The 19643-nt window shown below is 70.9% G+C and carries 18 protein-coding genes and 1 pseudogene; 15 read left to right on the top strand and 4 right to left on the bottom strand.

What is annotated here, in order from left to right; translation table 11 throughout:
• Positions 1-90: 90 nt before the first annotated feature.
• The 4 genes and pseudogenes from IEZ21_RS27700 (at position 91) to IEZ21_RS27715 (ending at position 3081) form a co-directional block, all read left to right on the top strand.
• Positions 91-723 carry a GNAT family N-acetyltransferase gene (locus IEZ21_RS27700; protein WP_189324608.1) on the top strand — a complete coding sequence of 211 codons (633 nt, stop codon included), beginning with the start codon at positions 91-93 and terminating at the stop codon, positions 721-723.
• A 208-nt stretch (positions 724-931) separates the two neighbouring features.
• Complete coding sequence (locus tag IEZ21_RS27705; protein ID WP_373302310.1) at positions 932-1702, top strand: carbonic anhydrase; 771 nt, start codon at positions 932-934, stop codon at positions 1700-1702.
• Positions 1703-1759: 57 nt separating this feature from the next.
• Positions 1760-1981 (top strand): annotated as a pseudogene (locus IEZ21_RS27710) (ATP-dependent DNA ligase); the annotation flags it as partial.
• Between the two features lie 188 nt (positions 1982-2169).
• Complete coding sequence (locus tag IEZ21_RS27715; RefSeq protein ID WP_373302311.1) at positions 2170-3081, top strand: DUF3048 domain-containing protein; 912 nt, start codon at positions 2170-2172, stop codon at positions 3079-3081.
• A gap of 12 nt (positions 3082-3093) precedes the next feature.
• Here the strand turns inward: IEZ21_RS27715 and IEZ21_RS27720 are convergent, their stop codons facing one another.
• The gene (locus IEZ21_RS27720) at positions 3094-3558 is read right to left on the bottom strand and encodes a MarR family winged helix-turn-helix transcriptional regulator (protein WP_033326114.1); all 465 of its coding nucleotides are present in this window, start codon (positions 3556-3558) and stop codon (positions 3094-3096) included.
• A gap of 216 nt (positions 3559-3774) precedes the next feature.
• Between IEZ21_RS27720 and IEZ21_RS27725 the strand changes: the two genes are divergently transcribed.
• The 7 genes from IEZ21_RS27725 to pcaDC are packed head-to-tail and all read left to right on the top strand — an operon-like array spanning position 3775 to position 10228.
• Positions 3775-4530 carry a CoA transferase subunit A gene (locus IEZ21_RS27725; protein ID WP_189324610.1) on the top strand — a complete coding sequence of 252 codons (756 nt, stop codon included), beginning with the start codon at positions 3775-3777 and terminating at the stop codon, positions 4528-4530.
• Entirely contained in the window at positions 4530-5174 is a 645-nt protein-coding gene (locus tag IEZ21_RS27730) for a CoA transferase subunit B (protein ID WP_189324611.1), read from the top strand. Before IEZ21_RS27725 ends, IEZ21_RS27730 begins: the two co-directional genes overlap by 1 nt.
• Positions 5171-6373 (top strand): thiolase family protein, encoded by a 1203-nt coding sequence (locus IEZ21_RS27735; protein ID WP_189324612.1) that lies wholly within the window; start codon positions 5171-5173, stop codon positions 6371-6373. The genes IEZ21_RS27730 and IEZ21_RS27735 overlap by 4 nt, the downstream gene beginning before the upstream one ends.
• A 33-nt stretch (positions 6374-6406) precedes the next feature.
• Positions 6407-7177 (top strand): protocatechuate 3,4-dioxygenase subunit beta, encoded by a 771-nt coding sequence (gene pcaH, locus IEZ21_RS27740; RefSeq protein ID WP_189324613.1) that lies wholly within the window; start codon positions 6407-6409, stop codon positions 7175-7177.
• A gap of 2 nt (positions 7178-7179) precedes the next feature.
• Positions 7180-7755 (top strand): protocatechuate 3,4-dioxygenase subunit alpha, encoded by a 576-nt coding sequence (gene pcaG / locus IEZ21_RS27745; protein WP_189324614.1) that lies wholly within the window; start codon positions 7180-7182, stop codon positions 7753-7755.
• On the top strand, positions 7752-9089 hold the full coding sequence (pcaB, locus tag IEZ21_RS27750; protein ID WP_189324615.1) for a 3-carboxy-cis,cis-muconate cycloisomerase: 1338 nt from the start codon (positions 7752-7754) through the stop codon (positions 9087-9089). The genes pcaG and pcaB overlap by 4 nt, the downstream gene beginning before the upstream one ends.
• Positions 9086-10228: a bifunctional 3-oxoadipate enol-lactonase/4-carboxymuconolactone decarboxylase PcaDC gene (gene pcaDC / locus IEZ21_RS27755; RefSeq protein ID WP_189324616.1), complete on the top strand. Its 1143-nt coding sequence runs from the start codon at positions 9086-9088 to the stop codon at positions 10226-10228. The genes pcaB and pcaDC overlap by 4 nt, the downstream gene beginning before the upstream one ends.
• 225 nt (positions 10229-10453) lie before the next feature.
• Here pcaDC and IEZ21_RS27760 read toward each other — a convergent pair whose 3' ends face one another.
• Entirely contained in the window at positions 10454-11164 is a 711-nt protein-coding gene (locus IEZ21_RS27760) for a hypothetical protein (RefSeq protein ID WP_189324617.1), read from the bottom strand.
• Positions 11165-11499: 335 nt separating this feature from the next.
• Between IEZ21_RS27760 and IEZ21_RS27765 the strand changes: the two genes are divergently transcribed.
• A complete protein-coding gene (locus IEZ21_RS27765) occupies positions 11500-12897 on the top strand; it encodes a glycoside hydrolase family 16 protein (protein ID WP_189324618.1) in 1398 nt (465 codons plus the stop codon).
• 114 nt (positions 12898-13011) lie between these two features.
• Here IEZ21_RS27765 and IEZ21_RS27770 read toward each other — a convergent pair whose 3' ends face one another.
• Entirely contained in the window at positions 13012-15657 is a 2646-nt protein-coding gene (locus tag IEZ21_RS27770; RefSeq protein ID WP_189324619.1) for an ATP-binding protein, read from the bottom strand.
• Positions 15658-15941: 284 nt separating this feature from the next.
• On the opposite strand from IEZ21_RS27770, the gene IEZ21_RS27775 reads away from it, so the two are divergent.
• Positions 15942-16931 (top strand): DUF2510 domain-containing protein, encoded by a 990-nt coding sequence (locus IEZ21_RS27775; RefSeq protein ID WP_189324620.1) that lies wholly within the window; start codon positions 15942-15944, stop codon positions 16929-16931.
• Between the two features lie 138 nt (positions 16932-17069).
• Here the strand turns inward: IEZ21_RS27775 and IEZ21_RS27780 are convergent, their stop codons facing one another.
• The gene (locus IEZ21_RS27780) at positions 17070-17693 is read right to left on the bottom strand and encodes a TetR/AcrR family transcriptional regulator (protein WP_189324621.1); all 624 of its coding nucleotides are present in this window, start codon (positions 17691-17693) and stop codon (positions 17070-17072) included.
• A 187-nt stretch (positions 17694-17880) separates the two neighbouring features.
• Here IEZ21_RS27780 and IEZ21_RS27785 point away from each other — a divergent pair, with 187 nt between their 5' ends.
• Together IEZ21_RS27785 and IEZ21_RS27790 are read left to right on the top strand one after the other, a co-directional pair.
• Positions 17881-18678: a phosphatase PAP2 family protein gene (locus IEZ21_RS27785; RefSeq protein ID WP_189324622.1), complete on the top strand. Its 798-nt coding sequence runs from the start codon at positions 17881-17883 to the stop codon at positions 18676-18678.
• On the top strand, positions 18675-19616 hold the full coding sequence (locus tag IEZ21_RS27790) for a DMT family transporter (protein WP_189324623.1): 942 nt from the start codon (positions 18675-18677) through the stop codon (positions 19614-19616). The genes IEZ21_RS27785 and IEZ21_RS27790 overlap by 4 nt, the downstream gene beginning before the upstream one ends.
• Positions 19617-19643: the final 27 nt, after the last annotated feature.

The following is a 19643-nucleotide window of genomic DNA, read 5'->3' on the forward strand; positions in this document are numbered from 1 at the left end:
CACTCATGCGAGCCGCGGTAGGCGTGCCGGGCTTGCCTCGTATGCGGGCGGGCGATTGTGGGAGCGTTCCGGACGAGGCAGGATGCTGCGGTGGCTCCGATTCCCACTGTGCGCCCGTACCGCCCCGAGGACCGAGAGTCCCTCGACGACATCTGCGTCCGCACCGCGCACAACGGCCAGGACAGCCGGCCCGTCTACGCGAATCCCGCGATCTTTCCGACGATCTTCGCGGCTCCGTACGTCCATCTGGAGCCGGAGCTGGCCTTCGTGCTGGACAACGGGCAGGGACAGGCGGTCGGCTACATCCTCGGCACCGCGGACACTCCCCGGTTCGCCGAAGCCTTCCGCACGAAGTGGCTGCCCCTGGTCGCGGACCGCTTTCCGGAGCCCAGTGGCCCGCCAAGCACCCCGGACGAGGCGATGGTCCGGCTGTTGCACCACCCCGAGCGGATGATCGCCCCGGAACTCGCCGCGTATCCGGCTCACCTGCACATCGACCTGCTCCCCGAATGGCAGGGCCGCGGCCACGGACGTGCACTGATGCGGAGCTTCCTGCGGGCTCTGCGGGACAGTGGCGTGCAGGCCGTCCATCTGACCATGGTGACGGCCAACACTCCGGCCAGGGCCTTCTACGACCGTCTGGGCTTCCACGAGATCGAGGTGCCGGATCCCGGGCCGGTCACCTGTCTGGGGCGCACGACGGACGAGATCGACAGACTTTGACGGTCGGCGACGGCAGCCATCCGGTACTCGGGTACTCGGGCTCCACGACGCGCGGACGGTCCCGCAGGACATGGCTGGAAGCGATCACCTTGGTTGTCACAAGACCTGACAACGATCCGGGATGGATTCACCCAAGGTTGGTTCATGGAGCGTCAAGAACCGGCCACATGAACGATCTTCGGCCAGATGCAGACGTACGTTCCTCCCTGTGAATTCTGACATCCCACCTCACAGAGCTGTCGGCCTCGCGTCGACGGCATCCGCCGGCAGGGTCGCTCCCGCCCGGCGCTCTCTGCTCCGCGCCGCGCTGACCGGCACCGCTGCCCTCGGTGCCGGTCTCGCCGCCGGCGCCCCCTCCGCCGCCGCCACTCCCACCGGCAGCACGCGCCCCCGGCCGACCACCCCGCGGGAAGCCCTGCGGGAACTGGCGGCGGGCAACCTCCGCTGGCGCACGTACCGCGAACGACACCCCGACGAGTCGCCGACCGTCCGGCTGGCGCTGACGTCGGGTCAGCACCCCTTCGCAGTCGTGCTCGGATGCATCGACTCCCGCGTACCGCCGGAGCTGGTTTTCGACCAGGGCCTCGGCGACCTGATGACGGTGCGCACGGCGGGCGAGGTCCTGGACGAGGCCGTGCTCGGCAGCGTCGCGTACGGGGTGCTGGAGCTGGACATACCGCTGGTCATGGTGCTCGGGCACCAGTCGTGCGGCGCTGTGAAGGCGGCGGTTCATGCGGACGAGTCCGGCGAGAAACTGCCCGCCCACATCCAGTACCTGGCCGATCAGATCAGACCGGCCATCGACCACAGCAAGGAGGGCGACGCCCGCATCGACGCGACGATCGATGCCAACGTCGAACTCGTCCGCTCCCGGCTCGCGGCGGAGCCCGATCTCGCCGCCAAGGTGGCCACGGGTGACCTGGTCATAGTCGGCGCGCGATACGAACTGACCAGCCAGCTCGTCCACCGGACCTCCTGAGCACACGGCGGGCCCCGGTACTGCTCGGAACTGAGAGCAGGGCCGGGGCCCGCCGCGCCGGATCAGCCCTCGCTCGCGTCGGGCAAGAAGGACCTGTCCTGGGTGCCGCTCAGGCCGGAGCGGGTGTGAGGTGGCGTACGACCGCTTGGAGAACGGCCGGCGCTTCCGGCACACGGCCCGCTTCCGCCGCTGGCGCCCCGACCGGACGACTGAGAGCGCACATACGTGCAGCTGGAGGAGCCGGTTCGCTACAACCTCGAGGAGATCCTGGGGCCGTAGGACCGGCAGGACCGCCGTCCGTACCTGTTCCCCGTTACCCGCACGACCGATTGAACCGCCTTCGATCTTGGCCGATTGGGTAGGACCTGATTGAATCCCAAATCGAAAAAGCGGCGAAACGGGGCACAGTGGCCAGCGTAGGTGTGAGGCGGACGGGGCTGAAGGGTCGGACGAGGCGTACCACGCTGGTGACGGCCCTACTGGCCGCGCTACTGGCGGGCTCCGCCATGGCGGGCTGTACGCCCGAGGAGACCGACGACGGCCGCGGGCCGGACGACGGCACAGGCGCCGATTCCGTACTCGCCGTGAAGATCGACAACGCGAGCCGGGCCCGGCCGCACACGGGCATCGACGCGGCGGACATCGTGTACGCCGAGCAGGTGGAGGGCGGCCTCAGCCGGCTGATGGCGGTGTACGCGACCAAGTTCCCGAAGGCGATCGGACCGGTGCGCAGCGCGCGCGAGTCCGACCTTGAGCTGCTGCGCCAGTTCGACGAGCCGACGCTCGCCTTCTCGGGAGCGCAGGGCAAGTTGCTGCCGCTGATCGACAAGGCCCCGCTGAAGGCGGCACCGCCGGAGTCGGACTCGACGGCGTACTACCGAGGCACCGACAGATCCGCCCCGCACAACCTGTATCTGCGCCCCGAGCGGCTGATGAAGTCCGCCCCCGGAGCGGACGCGCTGACCACCGGCTTCGAATACGGCGCGCTGCCCGCGGGCGGCAAGGCCGAGACCTCGCACACCGTGCGCTTCCCCTCGGCCCGCTTCACCTTCACCTGGTCCCAGGGCCGGAACCGCTGGCTGGTGTCGATGGACGGCAGGCCGGCCGAGACGACCGACGGACCGCGGATGGCCGCCTCGACGGTGGTCGTGCAGTACGTGAAGATCCGCAAGTCCCGGTTCAAGGACTTCCTGGGCAACAACACCCCGTACACCGAGACCGTGGGCTCGGGCACGGCGACGGTCCTGCGCGACGGCCGTGCCTTCGACGCCGACTGGAGCCGCCCGTCGGCCGAGGACGGAACGCGGTTCACGACCCAGGACGGCGAGCCGATGCCGTTCGCCCGGGGCCAGGTATGGGTGGTGTACGCGAAGGCGTGACCGTGACGCCGGTCAGCGCTGCGTGACCAGCGGTTCTCCCGGATTACGAAGCCCCTCCGCCGCGTCCGACACCCGCTGGAGCAGCTCGAAGAACACCGCCTGCTCCTCCGCCGACAAGGGAGCCAGGAACACCTGGTTCATCCGAGCCGTCCGCACCGTCAGCTTGCGATGCGTACGCGCCCCCTCGTCCGTGAGGCGGAGCAGGAAACGGCGCCCGTCCTGCGGGTCGCGGACCTTGTCGAGGAGACCGCGGCGGCCGAGTCGGCTGATCACCTCGGCGATGGTGGACCGGTCAAGACCCACCCGCTCCCCCACGGTGCGCTGATCAAGGCCCGGCTCGGCGACGAGCGCGTTCAGCACCGCGAACTGCGGCGAGGTGATCTCCTCGGAAACCATCGTGTTCCACAGCAGGTAGTGCGCCTGCTGCAGCCGCCGGGCCAGGTGCCCGGGGTGGGTGGTGAGGTCCACCGCGGCCATGTGCGCTCCTCGGATTCGTCGGTGCACTGAACGATACCGCTCACCCCATACCGCTGTCTGCGCAGAGAGACCCACACCTCACCTGCCAGTACGTATGAAGTCTTGACGACCGAACCGGCGGGTGGCAGCGTGAGGGAAACTCGCAGAAATAGTCAGTGCCCTGAGTAATAGACGCGATAGGGGCGCCGACCGCTCGGAAGAGATGGGGCTTCACGGATGGACAAGGTGGTCGCCACAGCCGCCGATGCGGTGGCCGATGTGCCGGACGGTGCGTCGCTCGCGGTGGGCGGTTTCGGGCTGAGCGGTGTGCCGAACGTTCTGATCCAGGCTCTGTACGAGCGGGAGGTCTCCGGCCTGAGCGTGGTCTCCAACAACTGCGGGGCGATGGAGTCGGGGCTCGCGATACTCCTCGCGGCGGGCCGCATCGCCCGCGTCACCGGGTCGTACATCGGGGGGAACAAGGAGTTCGCCCGGCAGTACCTGGCCGGTGAGATGGAGGTCGAGATGATCCCGCAGGGCACGCTGGCCGAGCGGCTGCGGGCCGGCGGCGCCGGCATCCCCGCCTTCTACACCCCGGCCGGCGTCGGCACGCAGGTCGCGGACGGCGGACTGCCCTGGCGGTACGACGGTGAGGGCGGCGTCGCGCTCGCCTCGCCGCCGAAGGAGGTGCGGGAGTTCGACGGCACGGAGTACGTGCTGGAGCACGGCATCCGCACCGACTTCGCGCTCGTACGGGCCGCGAAGGGCGACCGGCACGGGAACCTGGTCTTCAACAAGTCGTCCCGCAACTTCAACCCGCTCGCCGCGATGGCGGGCCGGGTGACGATCGCCGAGGTCGAGGAACTCGTCGAGCCGGGCGAGATCGACCCCGACGCGGTGCATCTGCCGGGGATCTTCGTACAGCGGATGATCGCCCTGACCCCCGAGCAGGCGAACGCCAAGATGATCGAGCAGCGGACGGTGAGTTCCTGATGGCCTGGACGCGTAACGAGATGGCGGCCCGCGCCGCGCGCGAACTGGAGGACGGCCAGTACGTGAACCTCGGCATCGGACTGCCGACGCTGATCCCCAACTACCTCCCGCCCGGCGTCGAGGTGATCCTGGAGTCCGAGAACGGCATCCTCGGCACCGGCCCGTACCCGACCGAGGACCAGGTCGACCCCGACCTCATCAACGCCGGCAAGGAGACCGTCACGGTCCTGCCCGGCGCCTCGTACTTCGACTCCTCCCTCTCCTTCGGGATGATCCGCGGCGGCCACATCGATGTCGCCGTACTCGGCGCCATGCAGGTGTCCGCCCGCGGCGACCTCGCCAACTGGGCCATCCCCGGCAAGCTGATCACCGGCATCGGCGGCGCCATGGACCTGGTGCACGGCGCCCGCAGGGTGATCGTCGTGATGACGCACACGGCCAAGGACGGCTCGCCGAAGATCCTGGAGGAGTGCGCACTGCCCCTGACCGGCAAGACGTGTGTGAACCGGATCATCACCGACCTCGGTGTCCTCGATGTCACCGACGACGGACTGGTCCTCGTCGAGACCGCGCCGGGTGTCGAGACCGAGGAGATCGTCGCGAAGACCGCCGCGAAAGTTCGCACTCCCGAGGAGCTCGTATGAAGGACGTCTACATCGTCGATGCCGTCCGCACCCCGTTCGGCAGGTACAACGGCTCGCTGGCCGGCGTACGCCCGGACGACCTCGGCGCGCACGCCATCCGTGAACTCCTCGCCCGTACGCCCGACTTGGACCCGTCCCGGATCGAGGACGTGTACTTCGGCAACGCGAACGGCGCGGGCGAGGAGAACCGCAACGTCGGTCGGATGGCCGCACTCCTCGCGGGCCTGCCCACGTCCGTGCCGGGCGTGACCGTCAACCGGCTGTGCGCCTCCGGGCTCGAAGCCGTCATCCAGGCCGCGCGGGCCATCGCGCTCGGCGACGCCTCCATCGCCCTGGCCGGCGGCGTGGAGTCGATGACCCGCGCTCCGTACGTGCTGCCGAAGAGCGACAAGCCCTTCCCGGCCGGGCACACCGAGCTGTACTCGACGACGCTCGGCTGGCGCATGGTCAACCCGAAGATGGACCCGCAGTGGACCGTCCCGCTGGGCGAGAGCGCGGAGTTGATCGCCGAGAAGCACAAGATCGGCCGGGAGCAGCAGGACGAGTTCGCGCTGGCCTCCCATCAGAAGGCGGCCCGTGCCCAGGCGGACGGCTTGTTCGACGCCGAGCTCGCTCCTGTGTCGATCCCGCAGCGCAAGGGCGACCCGGTCGTCTTCGGCGCCGATGAATGCGTACGCGCAGACGCATCCCTCGCCGCGATGGCGAAACTCAAGCCGTCCTTCCGCAAGGAGAACGGGACAGTGACGGCGGGCAACGCCTCTCCGCTCAACGACGGCGCCGCGGCCCTGCTGCTCGTCGACGAGGACGGCCTGCGAGCCACCGGCCGCGAGCCGCTCGCCCGCGTCTCCGCTTCCGGTGTCTCTGCGATCGACCCGCACTACTTCGGGCTCGCCCCTGTCGAGGCCGTCAACCGCGCACTCGCCAAGGCAGGCAAGGGATTTGACGAGTTGTCAACTCTCGAACTCAACGAAGCGTTCGCCGCCCAAGTCCTCGGCTGCGTAGCCGAGTGGCCCGAGTTCGACCCGGCGATCCTCAACCCGCAGGGCGGCGCGACCGCCCTCGGCCACCCGCTGGGCGCCTCCGGTGCCCGGCTCGCCGGGACCGTCGCTCACCAACTCGCCCGCAAGGGCTCGGGGGTCGGCGTCGCCACCCTCTGTATCGGCGTCGGCCAGGGCCTGGCCCTCGTCCTCGAACGCTAAGACCACCCAGGACCCGTAGGAATCGGAATCCTTATGACGCTCACCCAGTCGGACATCGACGTCGAGATCAACGACGCCCAGAACGCTTACGACAAAGCCGTCGCCGGCGGCGCCCCGGTCCAGCACCACCCGCCGCGCGACTACGCCCCGTACCGCAGCTCCGTGCTGCGTCACCCCAAGCAGCCGCTGGTCGCGGTGAACAGCGGCGACCCGGAGACGGTCGAGCTGTCCGGTCCGGTGTTCGGTCCGACCGACATCACCGAGATCGACAACGACCTCACCGTGCAGCACCAGGGCGAGCCGCTCGGCGAGCGCATCACCGTCTCCGGGCGGCTGCTCGACCGCGAAGGGCGCCCGGTGCGCGGCCAGCTCATCGAGCTGTGGCAGGCCAACGCCTCGGGCCGGTACGCGCATCTGCGTGACCAGCACCCGGCGCCGCTCGACCCCAACTTCACCGGTGTGGGACGGACCTTGACGGACGATCAGGGCCGGTACTTCTTCCGGACGATCAAGCCGGGCGCGTACCCGTGGCGCAACCACACCAACGCGTGGCGCCCCGCGCACATCCACTTCTCGATGTTCGGCACGGCGTTCACGCAGCGGCTCGTGACGCAGATGTACTTCCCGAACGACCCGCTCTTCCCGTACGACCCGATCCTGCGCTCGGTGACCGACGAGTCGGCCCGCAACCGCCTGGTCGCGCAGTACAACCACGACCTTTCGCAGCCCGAGTTCTCGCTCGGCTACGAGTGGGACATCGTTCTCGACGGTCCCTCCGCCACCTGGATCGAGGAAGGTCGCTGAGCATGACCGAGAACACCACGGGACAAGTCCTCCCCACCCCCTCCCACACCGTCGGCCCCTTCTACGGATACGCGCTGCCCTTCCCCGAGGGCGAGCAGGTCGCGCCGAAGGGGCACCCCGACCAGATCACGCTGCACGGGTACGTCCTGGACGGCGAGGGCAAGCCGATCCCGGACGCCATCCTGGAGTTCTGGCAGGCGGCTCCGGACGGCTCCCTCAAGGGCGCGCCGGGTTCGTTGCGCCGCAACCCGGTGACCGGCGGCTATCTCGGCCGCAACGGCACCGACTTCACCGGTTTCGGGCGGGTCGCCACGGACGCCGACGGGCACTACGCGCTGTATACGCTGCCGCCGGGCAACGCCGGGCTGCCGTACATCAGCGTGTGCGTGTTCGCGCGCGGTCTGCTGCACCACCTGTACACGCGGGCCTATCTGGCCGACGGCGCCGACCCGTTGCTCGACTCGCTGCCGGACGGGCGCCGGGCCACGCTGGTCGCACAGCCCGGTGAGCGGCGTACGTACCGTTTCGACATCCGCCTCCAGGGCGAAGGCGAAACGGTCTTCCTGGAGTTCCCGTGACCCTCGGCGACACCGACGGCCTGCTCGCCCCCGGGTGGGCAGGCTCCCCGGCCGCGTCCGCGACCGGCGACACCGCCTATCTCCAGGCGCTGCTGGACGCGGAGGCGGCGCTCACGCGTGCGCAGGCCTCGCTCGGCCTCGCGCCTTCGGAGACCGCAGCGGCGGTGGACTCGGCGGCCGATGCGGCGCGCTTCGACGTCCATGACCTCGCGCTGCGCGCGGGGGGCGGCGGCAATCCGGTGATCCCGCTGGTCGCGGATCTGACCGCGGCGGTCGGCGCGGTGGACGAGGAGTACGCCCCGTACGTCCACCGGGGCGCGACCAGCCAGGACATCATGGACACGGCCACGATGCTGGTGGCCGCGCGGACCCTTGACCTCGTCCTGGCGGACCTGGCCCGTACGGAGCGTGCGCTGGCCCGGCACGCTCGGGAGCACCGGGACACGGCCATGCCGGGGCGGACGCTGACGCAGCACGCGGTGCCGACGACCTTCGGTCTCAAGGCGGCGGGGTGGCGGTCCCTGGTGCTGGACGCGCGGGATCGCCTCCAGGTCGTACGTGACCTGCTCCCGGCTCAACTCGGGGGCGCGGCAGGCACGTTGGCGGCCTTCACCGCGTACGGGGCTGCTGACACCGGCGCGCTGGTCGAGGCGTACGCGCGTGAAGTCGGCCTCGCCGCAACGGTGTTGCCCTGGCATACACTGCGCACTCCGGTCGCCGATCTCGCGGGGGCGCTGGCGTTCACGGCGGGCGCCCTCGGCAAGACGGCGGCGGACGTGCTCACGCTCAGCCGTACGGAGATCCGCGAGCTGAGCGAGGGCTCCGGCGGCGGTTCCTCCGCGATGCCGCACAAGGCGAACCCCGTGCGCGCGACGCTGATCGCCGCCGCGGCCCGGCGTGCGCCGCAGCTCGCCGCGACGCTGTACGGCTCGCTGGCCGCCGAGGACGAACGCCCCGCCGGTGCCTGGCATGCCGAGTGGGAGCCCCTGCGCGAGCTGCTCCGCCTGGTTGGCGGCGCGGCGCGGGACGCGGCCGAACTGACCGAAGGCCTCCAGGTGCACGCGGACGTGATGCGCGCCCACCTGGACCTCACGCATGGCCTGATCGTCTCCGAGCGGCTGTCCGCCGAACTCGCGCCGGTGCTCGGGCGCGCCCGAGCGAAGGAGCTGCTCACCCGGGCCGCCGAGCGGGCCACCGCGGAGAACCGTCCGCTCGCCGAACTCCTCGCCGAGGAGCCCGAGTTGAAGAAACTCGACCTGGCAGTCCTCACGGACCCGACCCAGTACACCGGCTCCGCGGGAGCCCTCACCGACCGTGCCCTGGAGCGACGTTGACCACCCAGCCGACCCCGACCGGTAAGCAACTGCACCACCGCGCCGAGGGACCCACCACCGCTCCCCCACTGCTCCTCGGCCCGTCCCTCGGCACGTCGACGGCCCTGTGGGACAAGGTCGCACCCGAACTCTCCATAACCCACCGGGTCATACGCTGGGACCTGCCCGGCCACGGCCGCTCCCCCGCAGACCTGATCGGCCCCGGCGCGACCGTCGCCGACCTGGCCTCACTGGTCCTCTCCCTCGCGGACTCACTCGGCATCGACCGCTTCTCGTACGCGGGGGTCTCGCTCGGCGGCGCCGTGGGGCTGCAGCTCGCGGCGTACCACCCGGAGCGGATCGATCGCCTCGCCGTGATCTGCTCCTCGGCCCACTTCAACGGGTCCAAGCCGTGGGAGGAGCGGGCCGCACTCGTCCGCGCGGAGGGTCTTGGCGAGCTTGCGGCGAACGCCAACTCCCGTTGGTTCACGCCAGGTTTCACCGTTCCGGAGCTCATCGAAGACCACCGTACGGCGGCCCCGGAGGCGTACGCCGCCTGCTGTGACGCACTCGCGGCCTTCGACATCCGTGACCGACTGCCGCGGATCAGTGCGCCGACTCTGCTCGTCGCAGGCCGCGAGGACCCGGCGACTCCGCCCGCGCATCTGCGGGAGATCGCCGACGCCGTGCCCGGTGCCGCGCTCACCGAGCTCCCGGGCGCCTCGCACCTGGCCCCCGCCGAGCGGCCGGAGGCCGTACTCACCGCTCTGCGCGGGCACTTCGACGGTGGCGCGAAGCGGGGCATGGAGGTACGTCGGCAGGTGCTCGGCGACGCGCACGTGGATCGCGCGCAGGCCCGGCAGTCTCCGTTCACGGCCCGCTTCCAGGACTTCATCTCGCGTTACGCGTGGGGGGAGATCTGGACGGACGACACGCTGTCACGCCGCGAGCGCAGCCTGATCACGCTGACCGCGCTGGTCGCCCACGGGCACTATGACGAACTGGCGATGCATGTCCGCGCCGCGCGCCGCAACGGGCTCTCGCCCGAGGAGATCGGCGCGGTGCTCTTGCAGACGGCTGTGTACTGCGGGGTGCCGGCGGCCAACTCGGCGTTCGCGGTGGCGCAGGGGGTGCTGGCGGAGGAGGACGGGGTGGGGTGAGGCGGATGAGTTCCCCCGCCCCGAGCGGACACTGAGAGGCGCACGGGCAGTAACGCTGCCCCCGTACCGGCCTCCCCCGTCCGGTACGAACCCGCGCCCTCAACTACCCGAACAAAAGCGGTAGTTGAGGGCGCTCTATTGCGTCCAGTACACCGCATCCTGCCCTGCCTCAAGGTCACAACTGGATGCGCGAACCGCAGGCAGACCTGTGCACACCGCGGCGCTTCACCCCTGGCGGCCCACCTTCGGCTCGATGCGATAACACTCGTCCTCGTTCAGCTTCTTGGCCGTGACGGTGACTGGCTTGTCGCTTGCGCGGAACTCGTAACAGGACCTGCCCCTGCTGCCGACTTCCCCGTACAACCAGGCCAGAGCGGTGAGTTCCCCGTCCCTGATCTCGGTGGTCTCGATACGGACGCCGTCGGTCCACCAGACGTCGTCTTCCGCGGCAGCCTCCGGCCCGCCCTCGGCCACCGCCGCCCGCAGCTCGGCGGTGACGTCCTCGGCGACGTCCGCCGGCGGGCGACGACGGAGGGGCTCCGTACGGAACCCGCACTCCTCCTCCGGCAGTTCCCTCACAGAGACGGGCGGCAGAGCGGCGGCAGGGACCACTGCGAAGCGGTAACAGCCGGAGTCGTCACCGGAGGGGCCGAGCCAACCGCCCACGAACCCCGTGTAGTACACCGTCACGGTCACTCGCCGGCCGTCCCGCCGGACCTCACTTCGACCCCGGACCGGGCGTTTGTCCTCGACAGCCCGCTGGATCTCCGTACCCAGCAGCGAACCGTCCTCAGCCTCGTGCGAGAGCCGCCGACGCATCTGTTGCACGGCGGCGGTCACCTCGTCCTCGGCCTGTTCCTCGGCCTGACGGTCCTTCAGCCAGATCGACGTCACCACATAGCCGACGAAGAGGAGCAGGAGAACATTCAGAACCAAACAGCCGTCCGCAACACATCCCACAACTCCCCCGCGTCTCCCCATGCCCGTACTCTGCCCGGCCCCGCGCCCGGCACGGGACGCGTGTCCGACGCGTAACAGAACAGGTTCCCCTACGAGACCGGCGACGCCACCGCCCTCAGCGAACGAGGACTTCTTCAGAACCTGAACTCGCCCTCCCACAAGGAACTTTCACCGCTTCACCTCTTGACGGCTCGCGTGACCGGGAGCACATTGACCCCGCACCTCTTGTTGAGAGCGCTCTCAAGAACGGCCTTCCCCAGGGCGCTCTCACCACCACCCGCGCACCTCACTCCGTACACAAAGAGGTATTCATGAGGACAACCCTCAGAGCGACAGCCCCCGGAACCGCGAGACGCGGCCCTCTCCGGCGCACACTTCTCGCCCTCGTCAGCGCGCTGAGCCTGGCCGCGGCCGGAGCCTCGGCCGCGCAGGCGACCGCACCCCCGCCGCCCACCGGCTGGACCCAGGTCTTCGTCGACGACTTCAACGGCGCCGCGGGCACCGGCGTCAACACCTCCAACTGGCAGTACGCGACCGGCACCGGCTACCCGGGCGGCCCCGCCAACTGGGGCACCGGCGAGGTCGAGACGATGACGAACAGCACCAACAACGTCTCACTCGACGGCAACGGCAACCTCCGCATCACGCCCCGCCGCGACGCCTCCGGCAACTGGACCTCGGGCCGCATCGAGACCAACCGCACCGACTTCGAGCCCCCGGCGGGCGGCAAGCTCCGCGTCGAGGCCCGCCTCCAGATGCCGAACGTCACCGGCACCGCCGCCGAGGGCTACTGGCCCGCGTTCTGGATGCTGGGCGCGCCCTACCGCGGCAACTACCAGAACTGGCCGGCCGTCGGCGAGCTGGACATCATGGAGAACGTCCAGGGCCTCAACCGCGTGTGGGCCACGATGCACTGCGGCACCAACCCGGGCGGCCCCTGTAACGAGACCACCGGCCTCGCCGGCAACACGACGTGCCCCAACACCACATGCCAGTCGGGCTTCCACACCTACTCCATGGAGTGGGACCGCTCGGTGAGCCCGGAGGCGATCCGCTTCTACGTCGACGGCACCAACTTCCACACGGTCACGGCGAACCAGGTGGACGCGACGACGTGGGCCAACGCCACCGACCACGGCTTCTTCATCATCCTGAACGTGGCGATGGGCGGCGCCTTCCCGGCCGCGTTCGGCGGCGGCCTGGACAACGACACACAGCCCGGCCACCCCATGGTCGTCGACTACGTCCAGGTGCTGTCGGCCAGTGGGAGCGGTACCACGCCCCCGCCGTCGGGCAACCGTGACGCGTACAGCGCCATCCAGGCCGAGTCGTACGACAGCCAGAGCGGCGTGAGCACCGAGTCCACCTCCGACTCGGGCGGCGGCCAGAACATCGGCGCTCTCGCCAACGGCGACTGGGCGCTCTACCGGGGCGTCACCTTCGGCTCCACGACGGCCACCCAGTTCCAGGCCCGCGTCGCCAGCGGTGCCCCATCGGGCGTCAGCGGCCTGGTCGAGGTCCGCCTCGACAGCCGTACGAGCACTCCCATCGGCAGCTTCGCCGTCGGCAACACGGGCGGCTGGCAGTCCTGGCGCACGATCCCGGCGAACATCAGCGGCGTCACGGGCACCCACGACGTCTACCTCACCTTCACCAGCGGCCAGTCCCAGGAGTTCGTGAACGTCAACTGGTTCAACTTCGGCCGCTGAGTGGCTTGTTGACCGGATGATGCGGGACCGGCCGCACAGAATCCGGCACCGGCCCCACTCGGCCCGGCCGGGCTCCCCCCGGCCGGGCTCCCCCCGGCCGGGCCGACAAAACGGTCAGCGCAGCCTCTCCAGCGCCTCCCGTGCCCTCGTCACCAAGCCGTCCGCGCCGCAGGACCGGGCCAGTGTCAGGCCGCGGTCGAGTTCGGTGACGGAGCGGGACGCGATGCCATAGTCGACGCGGGCCAGGGCGTGTTCGTAGGAGGAGGGGGACGCTTCCAGGTAGGTGGCCGCGCGGGCGTGGAGGGCGACCGCGCGGGGGCCGGTTTCCAGGGCGGCGGCGCAGCGGAGGGCCTCTCCTATGGCTGTGTCGGTGCCGAAGCGCTCGGCCTGGGCGCGGAGGTCGGTGGTAATCTCCGCGGCGCGCCTGGGGTCCGAGGCGGCGAGTGCCCGGGCGAGTTCGCCGGCCCAGGGTGCCATCACGGTGTTGTGACCGCCTCGGGAGGCGGCCATCTTCTCGGCGACCTCCAGCTCGTTCACGCCTTCCTCGAGGCGCCCGGTGGCGATCAGGAGGCGGCCGCGGATGGAGTGGGTGTCGGGAGTGACGTTCGTGGAGGGGTGGGGCGGCTCGAAGGCGTACCGCTCGGCGATCTCCTCGGCCTCGTCGACGTGGCCGCGGGCGAGCAGCGTGTCGATGAGCATGCAGACCACGGACCAGTGCATGGGCAGGCGTCGGCCCACACGGTCGACGAGCCGCAGCGACTCGCGCAGGAAGTCCTCCGCGTCCCTCAGGCGGCCCCGTCTGCGGTGCACATAGCCGCCGTAGGCGTGCGCGAGGGCGAGATGGCCGCCGCTCCAGCCGGCGATCTCGTACGACCGCCGGGCGTCGGTGAAGAGACTCTCTGCGCGGTCGAGGCGATCCGCGAACGTGTACGAGACGCCGAGCATCATCAGGAGTTCGAAGGTCCACTCGGTGTCGGTCCAGCCGAGTCCGGGCGCGAGGCGGCCGTTGACGAGGGCGCGGTCGCACAGTTCGACGACCTCCTCGGCGTTCTCCCCGCGGGTCGTGGCGTCGAAGGCACGCAGGATGAGCAGGGCGCGCTCGGAGTTGTCGCGGCCGGTGAGCGGCTTGACGAGTTCGGCGAGGCGGCGGGAGCGGCCGGGCGCGTCCTGTTCGCCGGCGTGGAGGCCCTCCCACATGTAGTGCACGGCCTGCAGCCGCATCCGGTCGGGGCCCGGCTTCTGCCGGGTGACCTCCTCGCCGATGGTGCGGACGGCCTCTTCCAACTGGTCGTTGTGGACGAGCGCCTGGGCGAGACGGCAGACGGCGTCCACGCGCAGTTCGCGATCGAGGCCGTGCAGGGTGAGCGCTTCGCGCAGGTGCTGGATCGTGGTGGCCGGTGAGGTGAGGAGGGTGGCGCAGCCCAACTCGTAGAGCACGCGCGCGTGGACCTCGGGCAGCGGGGGTTCGAGCAGGGCGCGCTCCAGGCAGCGGCGGGCCGCCTCCGGGGCGCCTACGGCGAGGTGCTCGCGGGCGGCTTCGCGCATCTGCTCGACGAGTTCGGGGTCGTCGTCCGGGTGCACTTCCAGGAGATGGCGGGAGGCCGCCGCGGCACCGAGGCCCGAGGCGGTGACCACCGAGGCGGCCACGCCGTGCATCGCGGTGCGCAGGCCGTCCGGGATCGAACGGTAGACGGCGCCGGCGATCAGCGGATGCACGAACTCCAGTTCGCCGTCGGCCACTTCGCCGGTCGCCCGGTCGGCGCCGGTGAGGATACGGGCCGCGCCCAGCAGCTCCGCGCAGCGCTCCGCGTCCTCCAACGGCATCCCGGCGAGTTCGGCCGCGAGGTCGAGGGAGATCCGGGTGCCGAGGATCGCGGCGGCCCAGGCGAAGCGGGTGGCGTCGACGCCGAGGCCTTCGAGGCGGTCGACCAGGCCTCGGCCGCGCGCCGACTGGTTGAGTCCGCGTAGTTCGGTGGCCGAGCTCTCGACCGGTTGGAGGTCGCTGTCCTGGACTTTGGCGAGGAGTTCCACGGTCTCGTACGGGTTGCCGCCGGTGACCGCCCACACCTCGCGGCAGAACGGGGTGTCGGCGTGCTCGCCGAGCGTGGCGCGGGTCAGTGCGGCCGTGGCGTCCGGTGTCAGCGCGCGCAGGGTGGCGGTCCGGTCGACCTTGGAGCCGATCGCGTCGAGATGGCGGGCGCTCTCGCCGGTGACTCCTGTGGGGCGGCGGGCGACCACGACGAGGACGGGCAGGTCGTCGAGGCGGTCGGTGAACGCGGCCAGCCAGTGCAGGGTCTCCTCGTCGGCCCAGTGCGCGTCGTCCACGAGCAGCACCAGCGGCCACTCACGCCGGGCGAGCCTGCGCACCGCCGCGACCAGTCCGTCGCACACGTACTGCGGATCGGGCCGGCGCTCGCCCGCTTCGGCTATGCCGAGGGCGGGTCCGGCGATGTCGTACCAGTCGCCGAAGTACTCGCGCGCCTCGTCCGGCATGAGCGAGACGAGCGCGGGCTGCAGCAACTGCCGTACGACATTGAAGGGGACGGAGGTGAGGGTCTCGCCGCCGCGCGCCGACCACACCGTGCAGTGGCGGTCCAACGCCATCCGGCGGGCCTCGGCGAGCAGCGCGGTCTTTCCGATGCCGGCCTCGCCGCTGAACACCAGCACGCCGCCCGCGGCCGAACCGGCGCACAGGTCGTCGACGGCCTCCGCGATCGCGGACAGCTCCGCGTCGCGCTCCCGGAGGGGAGACTCCGTCATCCCGCTACCTCCCCAGGTCGCCCAAATGACGTACAGGCCACGAGCCTGGTCCTCCCCGGGCCGTCCTGGCGCCTGGTCGGACCACCTGTTGCCGTCACGGGTGACGGTCGTGGACGAGAGGCGACGGAACGGGCCGCCGACCAGGTCCGGCGAATGTCGTCGAGCGTCAACAGGCGGGCTGCACGCGGGAGTCGGAGGGATGCCCGGGCAGTCGACCCGAATACATTGGACTGTTGGCCGGGTCCTCTCATCCCGCTTTCACACGAGCCGCATACGGTGTCCCCATGACCCACGCGACTCCTCCCGGCTGGTACCCCGACCCCGGGCAGACAAGTGACGGCCCCGCCACACAGCGTTGGTGGGACGGAGAGGCGTGGACGGAACAGACCCGTCCCGCCGACGCGGCGGCCGGATGGGGGCCGCCGGCGTACGCGGCGTACGCCGGGAAGTACCCGGGTGCGCCGTCCGCCGGGGCGTATCCGGGCCCGCCGTCCGGTTCTCCGCGCCGCGGCCTGCGGATGGGCATCGCGATCGCCGCGGCGGTGGTGGTCCTCGCGGGCATAGGCGGCGGGGTGTACGCGCTGACCGCGGGCGACGGTTCGGGCGGCGGCGATCAGAGCAACGCCCGCCCGGCACCCACCTCTCCCGGCCCTCAGGGGCAGGACGGCGGTGGTCAGGGCGGGCCGGACGACGGTGAGAGCGGGGCTCCGGGGCAGCCCGAACGACCGCAGACCGAGGAGGGTTACGCCACCGACGTGCTGAGCGGCATCAGCATTCCCGTGCCCGACGGCTGGACCGGCACGTCGGGGCAGGTCGGTGGCGCCTCGGTGTCGACAGAGCCGTACCCCTGTCCCGGTGACACGTCTCAGCAGTGCGTGCGCGGCGGAGCCAACTCAGCGCCGGCCGCGGCCCTGGAGATCAAGGCGACCACCGCCGAGGCGGCGGCGAAGGAGGACATCTCCAAGAACGCCCAGGAATCGTACGGCGGCGCGACCTACGGCAAGATCACCTCGCATGACGAACTCGCCTCCAAGGCGGTGACCGTGGCGGGCGAGAAGGGCTACGCGGTCCGCTGGAAGGTCGTCACCAGCAAGGGCGACGACGGCTATGTGGAGTCACTCGCCTTCCCCTCCCCCGCCAACCCGAAGATGCTCGTGATCGTCCGCTTCGGCTTCGACGAGAACGAGAAGGCCCCGAAGCTGTCCGTGATCGACGAGATCACCAAGGGCATCAAGGAGGCCGCGGGCGGTGGCGGCAGCGGAGAGCGGGTCTGACATGGATCCGGCCGGGTGGGGTGCCTCTCCGCTCTGGAGACACCCACCCGGCCGGGGGTGCGCGCCGCCCCCGTCCCCACGGTGCGGCGCGATCAGGCCGTCGTCCGGTGTCGTCCCACGGAACCGACGGCCTGAGTCTCAGGTGACCTCCGGCAGTCCGAGGGCGGGGATCAGGGCGGCGTCCACGTAACGGACGAGATAGTCGGCGTCCGCGTACCGCCCCTCCAGGACCGGGCGGACCCGGATCATGCCGAGCAGCTGCGCGGGCACGAACTCCAGGGCCGGATGGTCGGCGGCGATCTCGCCGCGGTCGACCGCGCGTTGGAGCATCTCCTTGAGTGCCGCGCGTTCGGGTTCGATGAGCGCGTCGCGCAGTGCGCACTGCAGTTCCTCGTCCTGCATGACCGCGTGCCCGAGAGCCTGCACCAGCTTGCTGTCCTCGTCGGAACGCTCGCCCGCGGCCCGTGCCGCGGCGCGCAGATCGCCGGCGAGGGAGCCGGTGTCGATGCCCGCGAGCCGCGGACAGTGGTTGGCGCGCAGCGCCGCCGCCACGAACTGGGGCTTCGTCTTCCACTGCCGGTAGAGCGTGGACTTGCTGCACCTGGTGCTGGCGGCGATGCCCTCCATGCTCAGCGCGTCATAGCCGCACTCGCGGATCTGCTCGATCGCGGCATCGAAGAACTCCCGCTCACGCTCGGGCGTGAGCTTGGAGCGGCGCGCTGCGACGACCGTCTCCGGTTCGTGCGCTGCCTGCGGCGTCATGGGCTCGTCTCCTCGCTCGTGGCCGGGGCCCGGTACTTGCTTCCGTGGCCTGCTTCCAGTGTGTCGTACGTCTATCGATACGCCACTGTACCGAAACAAAATCGTTTCGGTACAGTGGCGTATCGATACTAAGTCGTATCGGTACAGTGGCGTATCGATGAGCCATGGGACAGCAAAGGGGCCGGGGATGGCAGCGCGAACCAAGCCTGCAAGAGACGGGGTCACCGCGACACAGCGGCCGCCCCTCTTCCGTGAGCTCCTGCTCGTCGCGGGACTCTTCCTCGTCTACAAGCTCGGCCGGCTGCTGGTGACGGGCCACACCGACGAGGCCTTCCGGAACGCGGACCGCGTCTGGGACCTGGAGCGGGCCCTGCACCTGCCCGGCGAGGGCGCCGTACAGTCCGCACTGCTGCACGGCGACGGCCTCGTACACCTCGCCAACACCTATTACGCGACCGTGCACTTCCCCGCCACCGCGGCCTTCCTGGTCTGGCTGTATCTGCGCCGCCCCAAGCACTACGTCTGGGCCCGCCGCGCCCTCGCCGCGATCACCGCCGCCGCCCTGGTGGTACACCTCACGTTCCCGCTCGCCCCGCCGCGGATGCTCGGCATGGCGGGCCTCGTGGACACCGGGCAGATGTACGGGCCGACGGTGTACGGGGCCTCGCCGGAGGCGGACTCGCTGTCGAACCAGTTCGCGGCGATGCCCTCGCTGCACTTCGGATGGGCGCTGATGGTGGCGATCGGCCTGATCGTCGCCACCAGGTCGCGCTGGCGCTGGCTGTGGCTGCTGCATCCGCTGCTCACCCTGCTGGTGATCGTCGGTACGGCCAACCACTACTGGCTCGACGCGGGCGTGGCGGCGGCGCTGCTGGGCGGCGTACTCGCGGTGGTCCGTCTGCCGCACCGGACGACGACCGCGAACGGACCCTCGAAGCCCGTGACATCGGCGAAGGCACCGGAACTCGTGGGAGCCGTCCGATGAACGCCACCGTCCTCGCCGTGGTCCTGTCCCTCTTCTCGTCCGTCGCTTACGCCGCGGCAGCCGTGGCCCAGGAGCGGCTGGCCTCCCGGACCTCCGACTCCGGTGTGCTGCGCCTTCTCGGCAGCGGCGCCTGGTGGGGGTCGGTCGCGCTCAACGCGTCCGCCGCGCTGCTGCATGTGGCCGCCCTCAAATACGGACCGCTCACCCTGGTCCAGCCGCTCGGCGCGCTCACGCTGGTCGCCGCGGTGCCACTGGGCGCGCGGGTGGCGGGGCGGCGGGTCAGTGCCGTCGAGTGGCGCGGTACGGCGCTCACACTGGCCGGGCTCGCCGCGCTGCTCGTCACGGCGTCCGGGCCTGCGCCCGACGACGTACTGAGCGTGCCGGAGGCCCTCGCCGTCGCGGGCGTGACCGCGGTCGTGATCGGCGCACTGTCCCGGCCGGGCGCCCACCCCGGGCTGCGGCACGCGACCGCGTCCGGCTTCGCCTCGGGTGTCGCCTCCGCGCTCACGCAGACCGTGACGGTGGCCGCGACCGACCGCTCGGGTTCGCTGCTCAGCGCGCAGGTGATCGTGGTGGCCCTGCTGGTCGCGGCCTTCGCGGCGGGCGGGCTCCTGCTGGCGCAGACCGCCTACCGCGGCGGCCTCGGCGCACCCCTCGCGGTGGTGACGCTGGCCAACCCGGTGGCCGCCGCGGTCATCGGGCTCTCACTCCTCGGCGAGGGCCTGCAGGGCGGGGCGGCGGGTCTGCTGCTCGCGCTCGCGGGGGCGGCGGTCGCGGCCCGGGGCGTGGTGACGCTGTCCCGCTCGCCCCGTTCGGTTCCGGAGCCCGAGGAGCAGCACCCGGTCGCCGCGGTGCTGGCGCTGAAACCCGAATCGGCGGCGTACGAACCGGCGTTGGTGCCCCGGCAGACCACGCCGGGACACCTCACGCCGCTCTGACCGACGTACGGCCGGCGTCCTTCCCGA

Origin of the sequence: Streptomyces flaveus (assembly GCF_014647675.1) — a bacterium.
Taxonomy (GTDB): domain Bacteria; phylum Actinomycetota; class Actinomycetes; order Streptomycetales; family Streptomycetaceae; genus Streptomyces; species Streptomyces flaveus.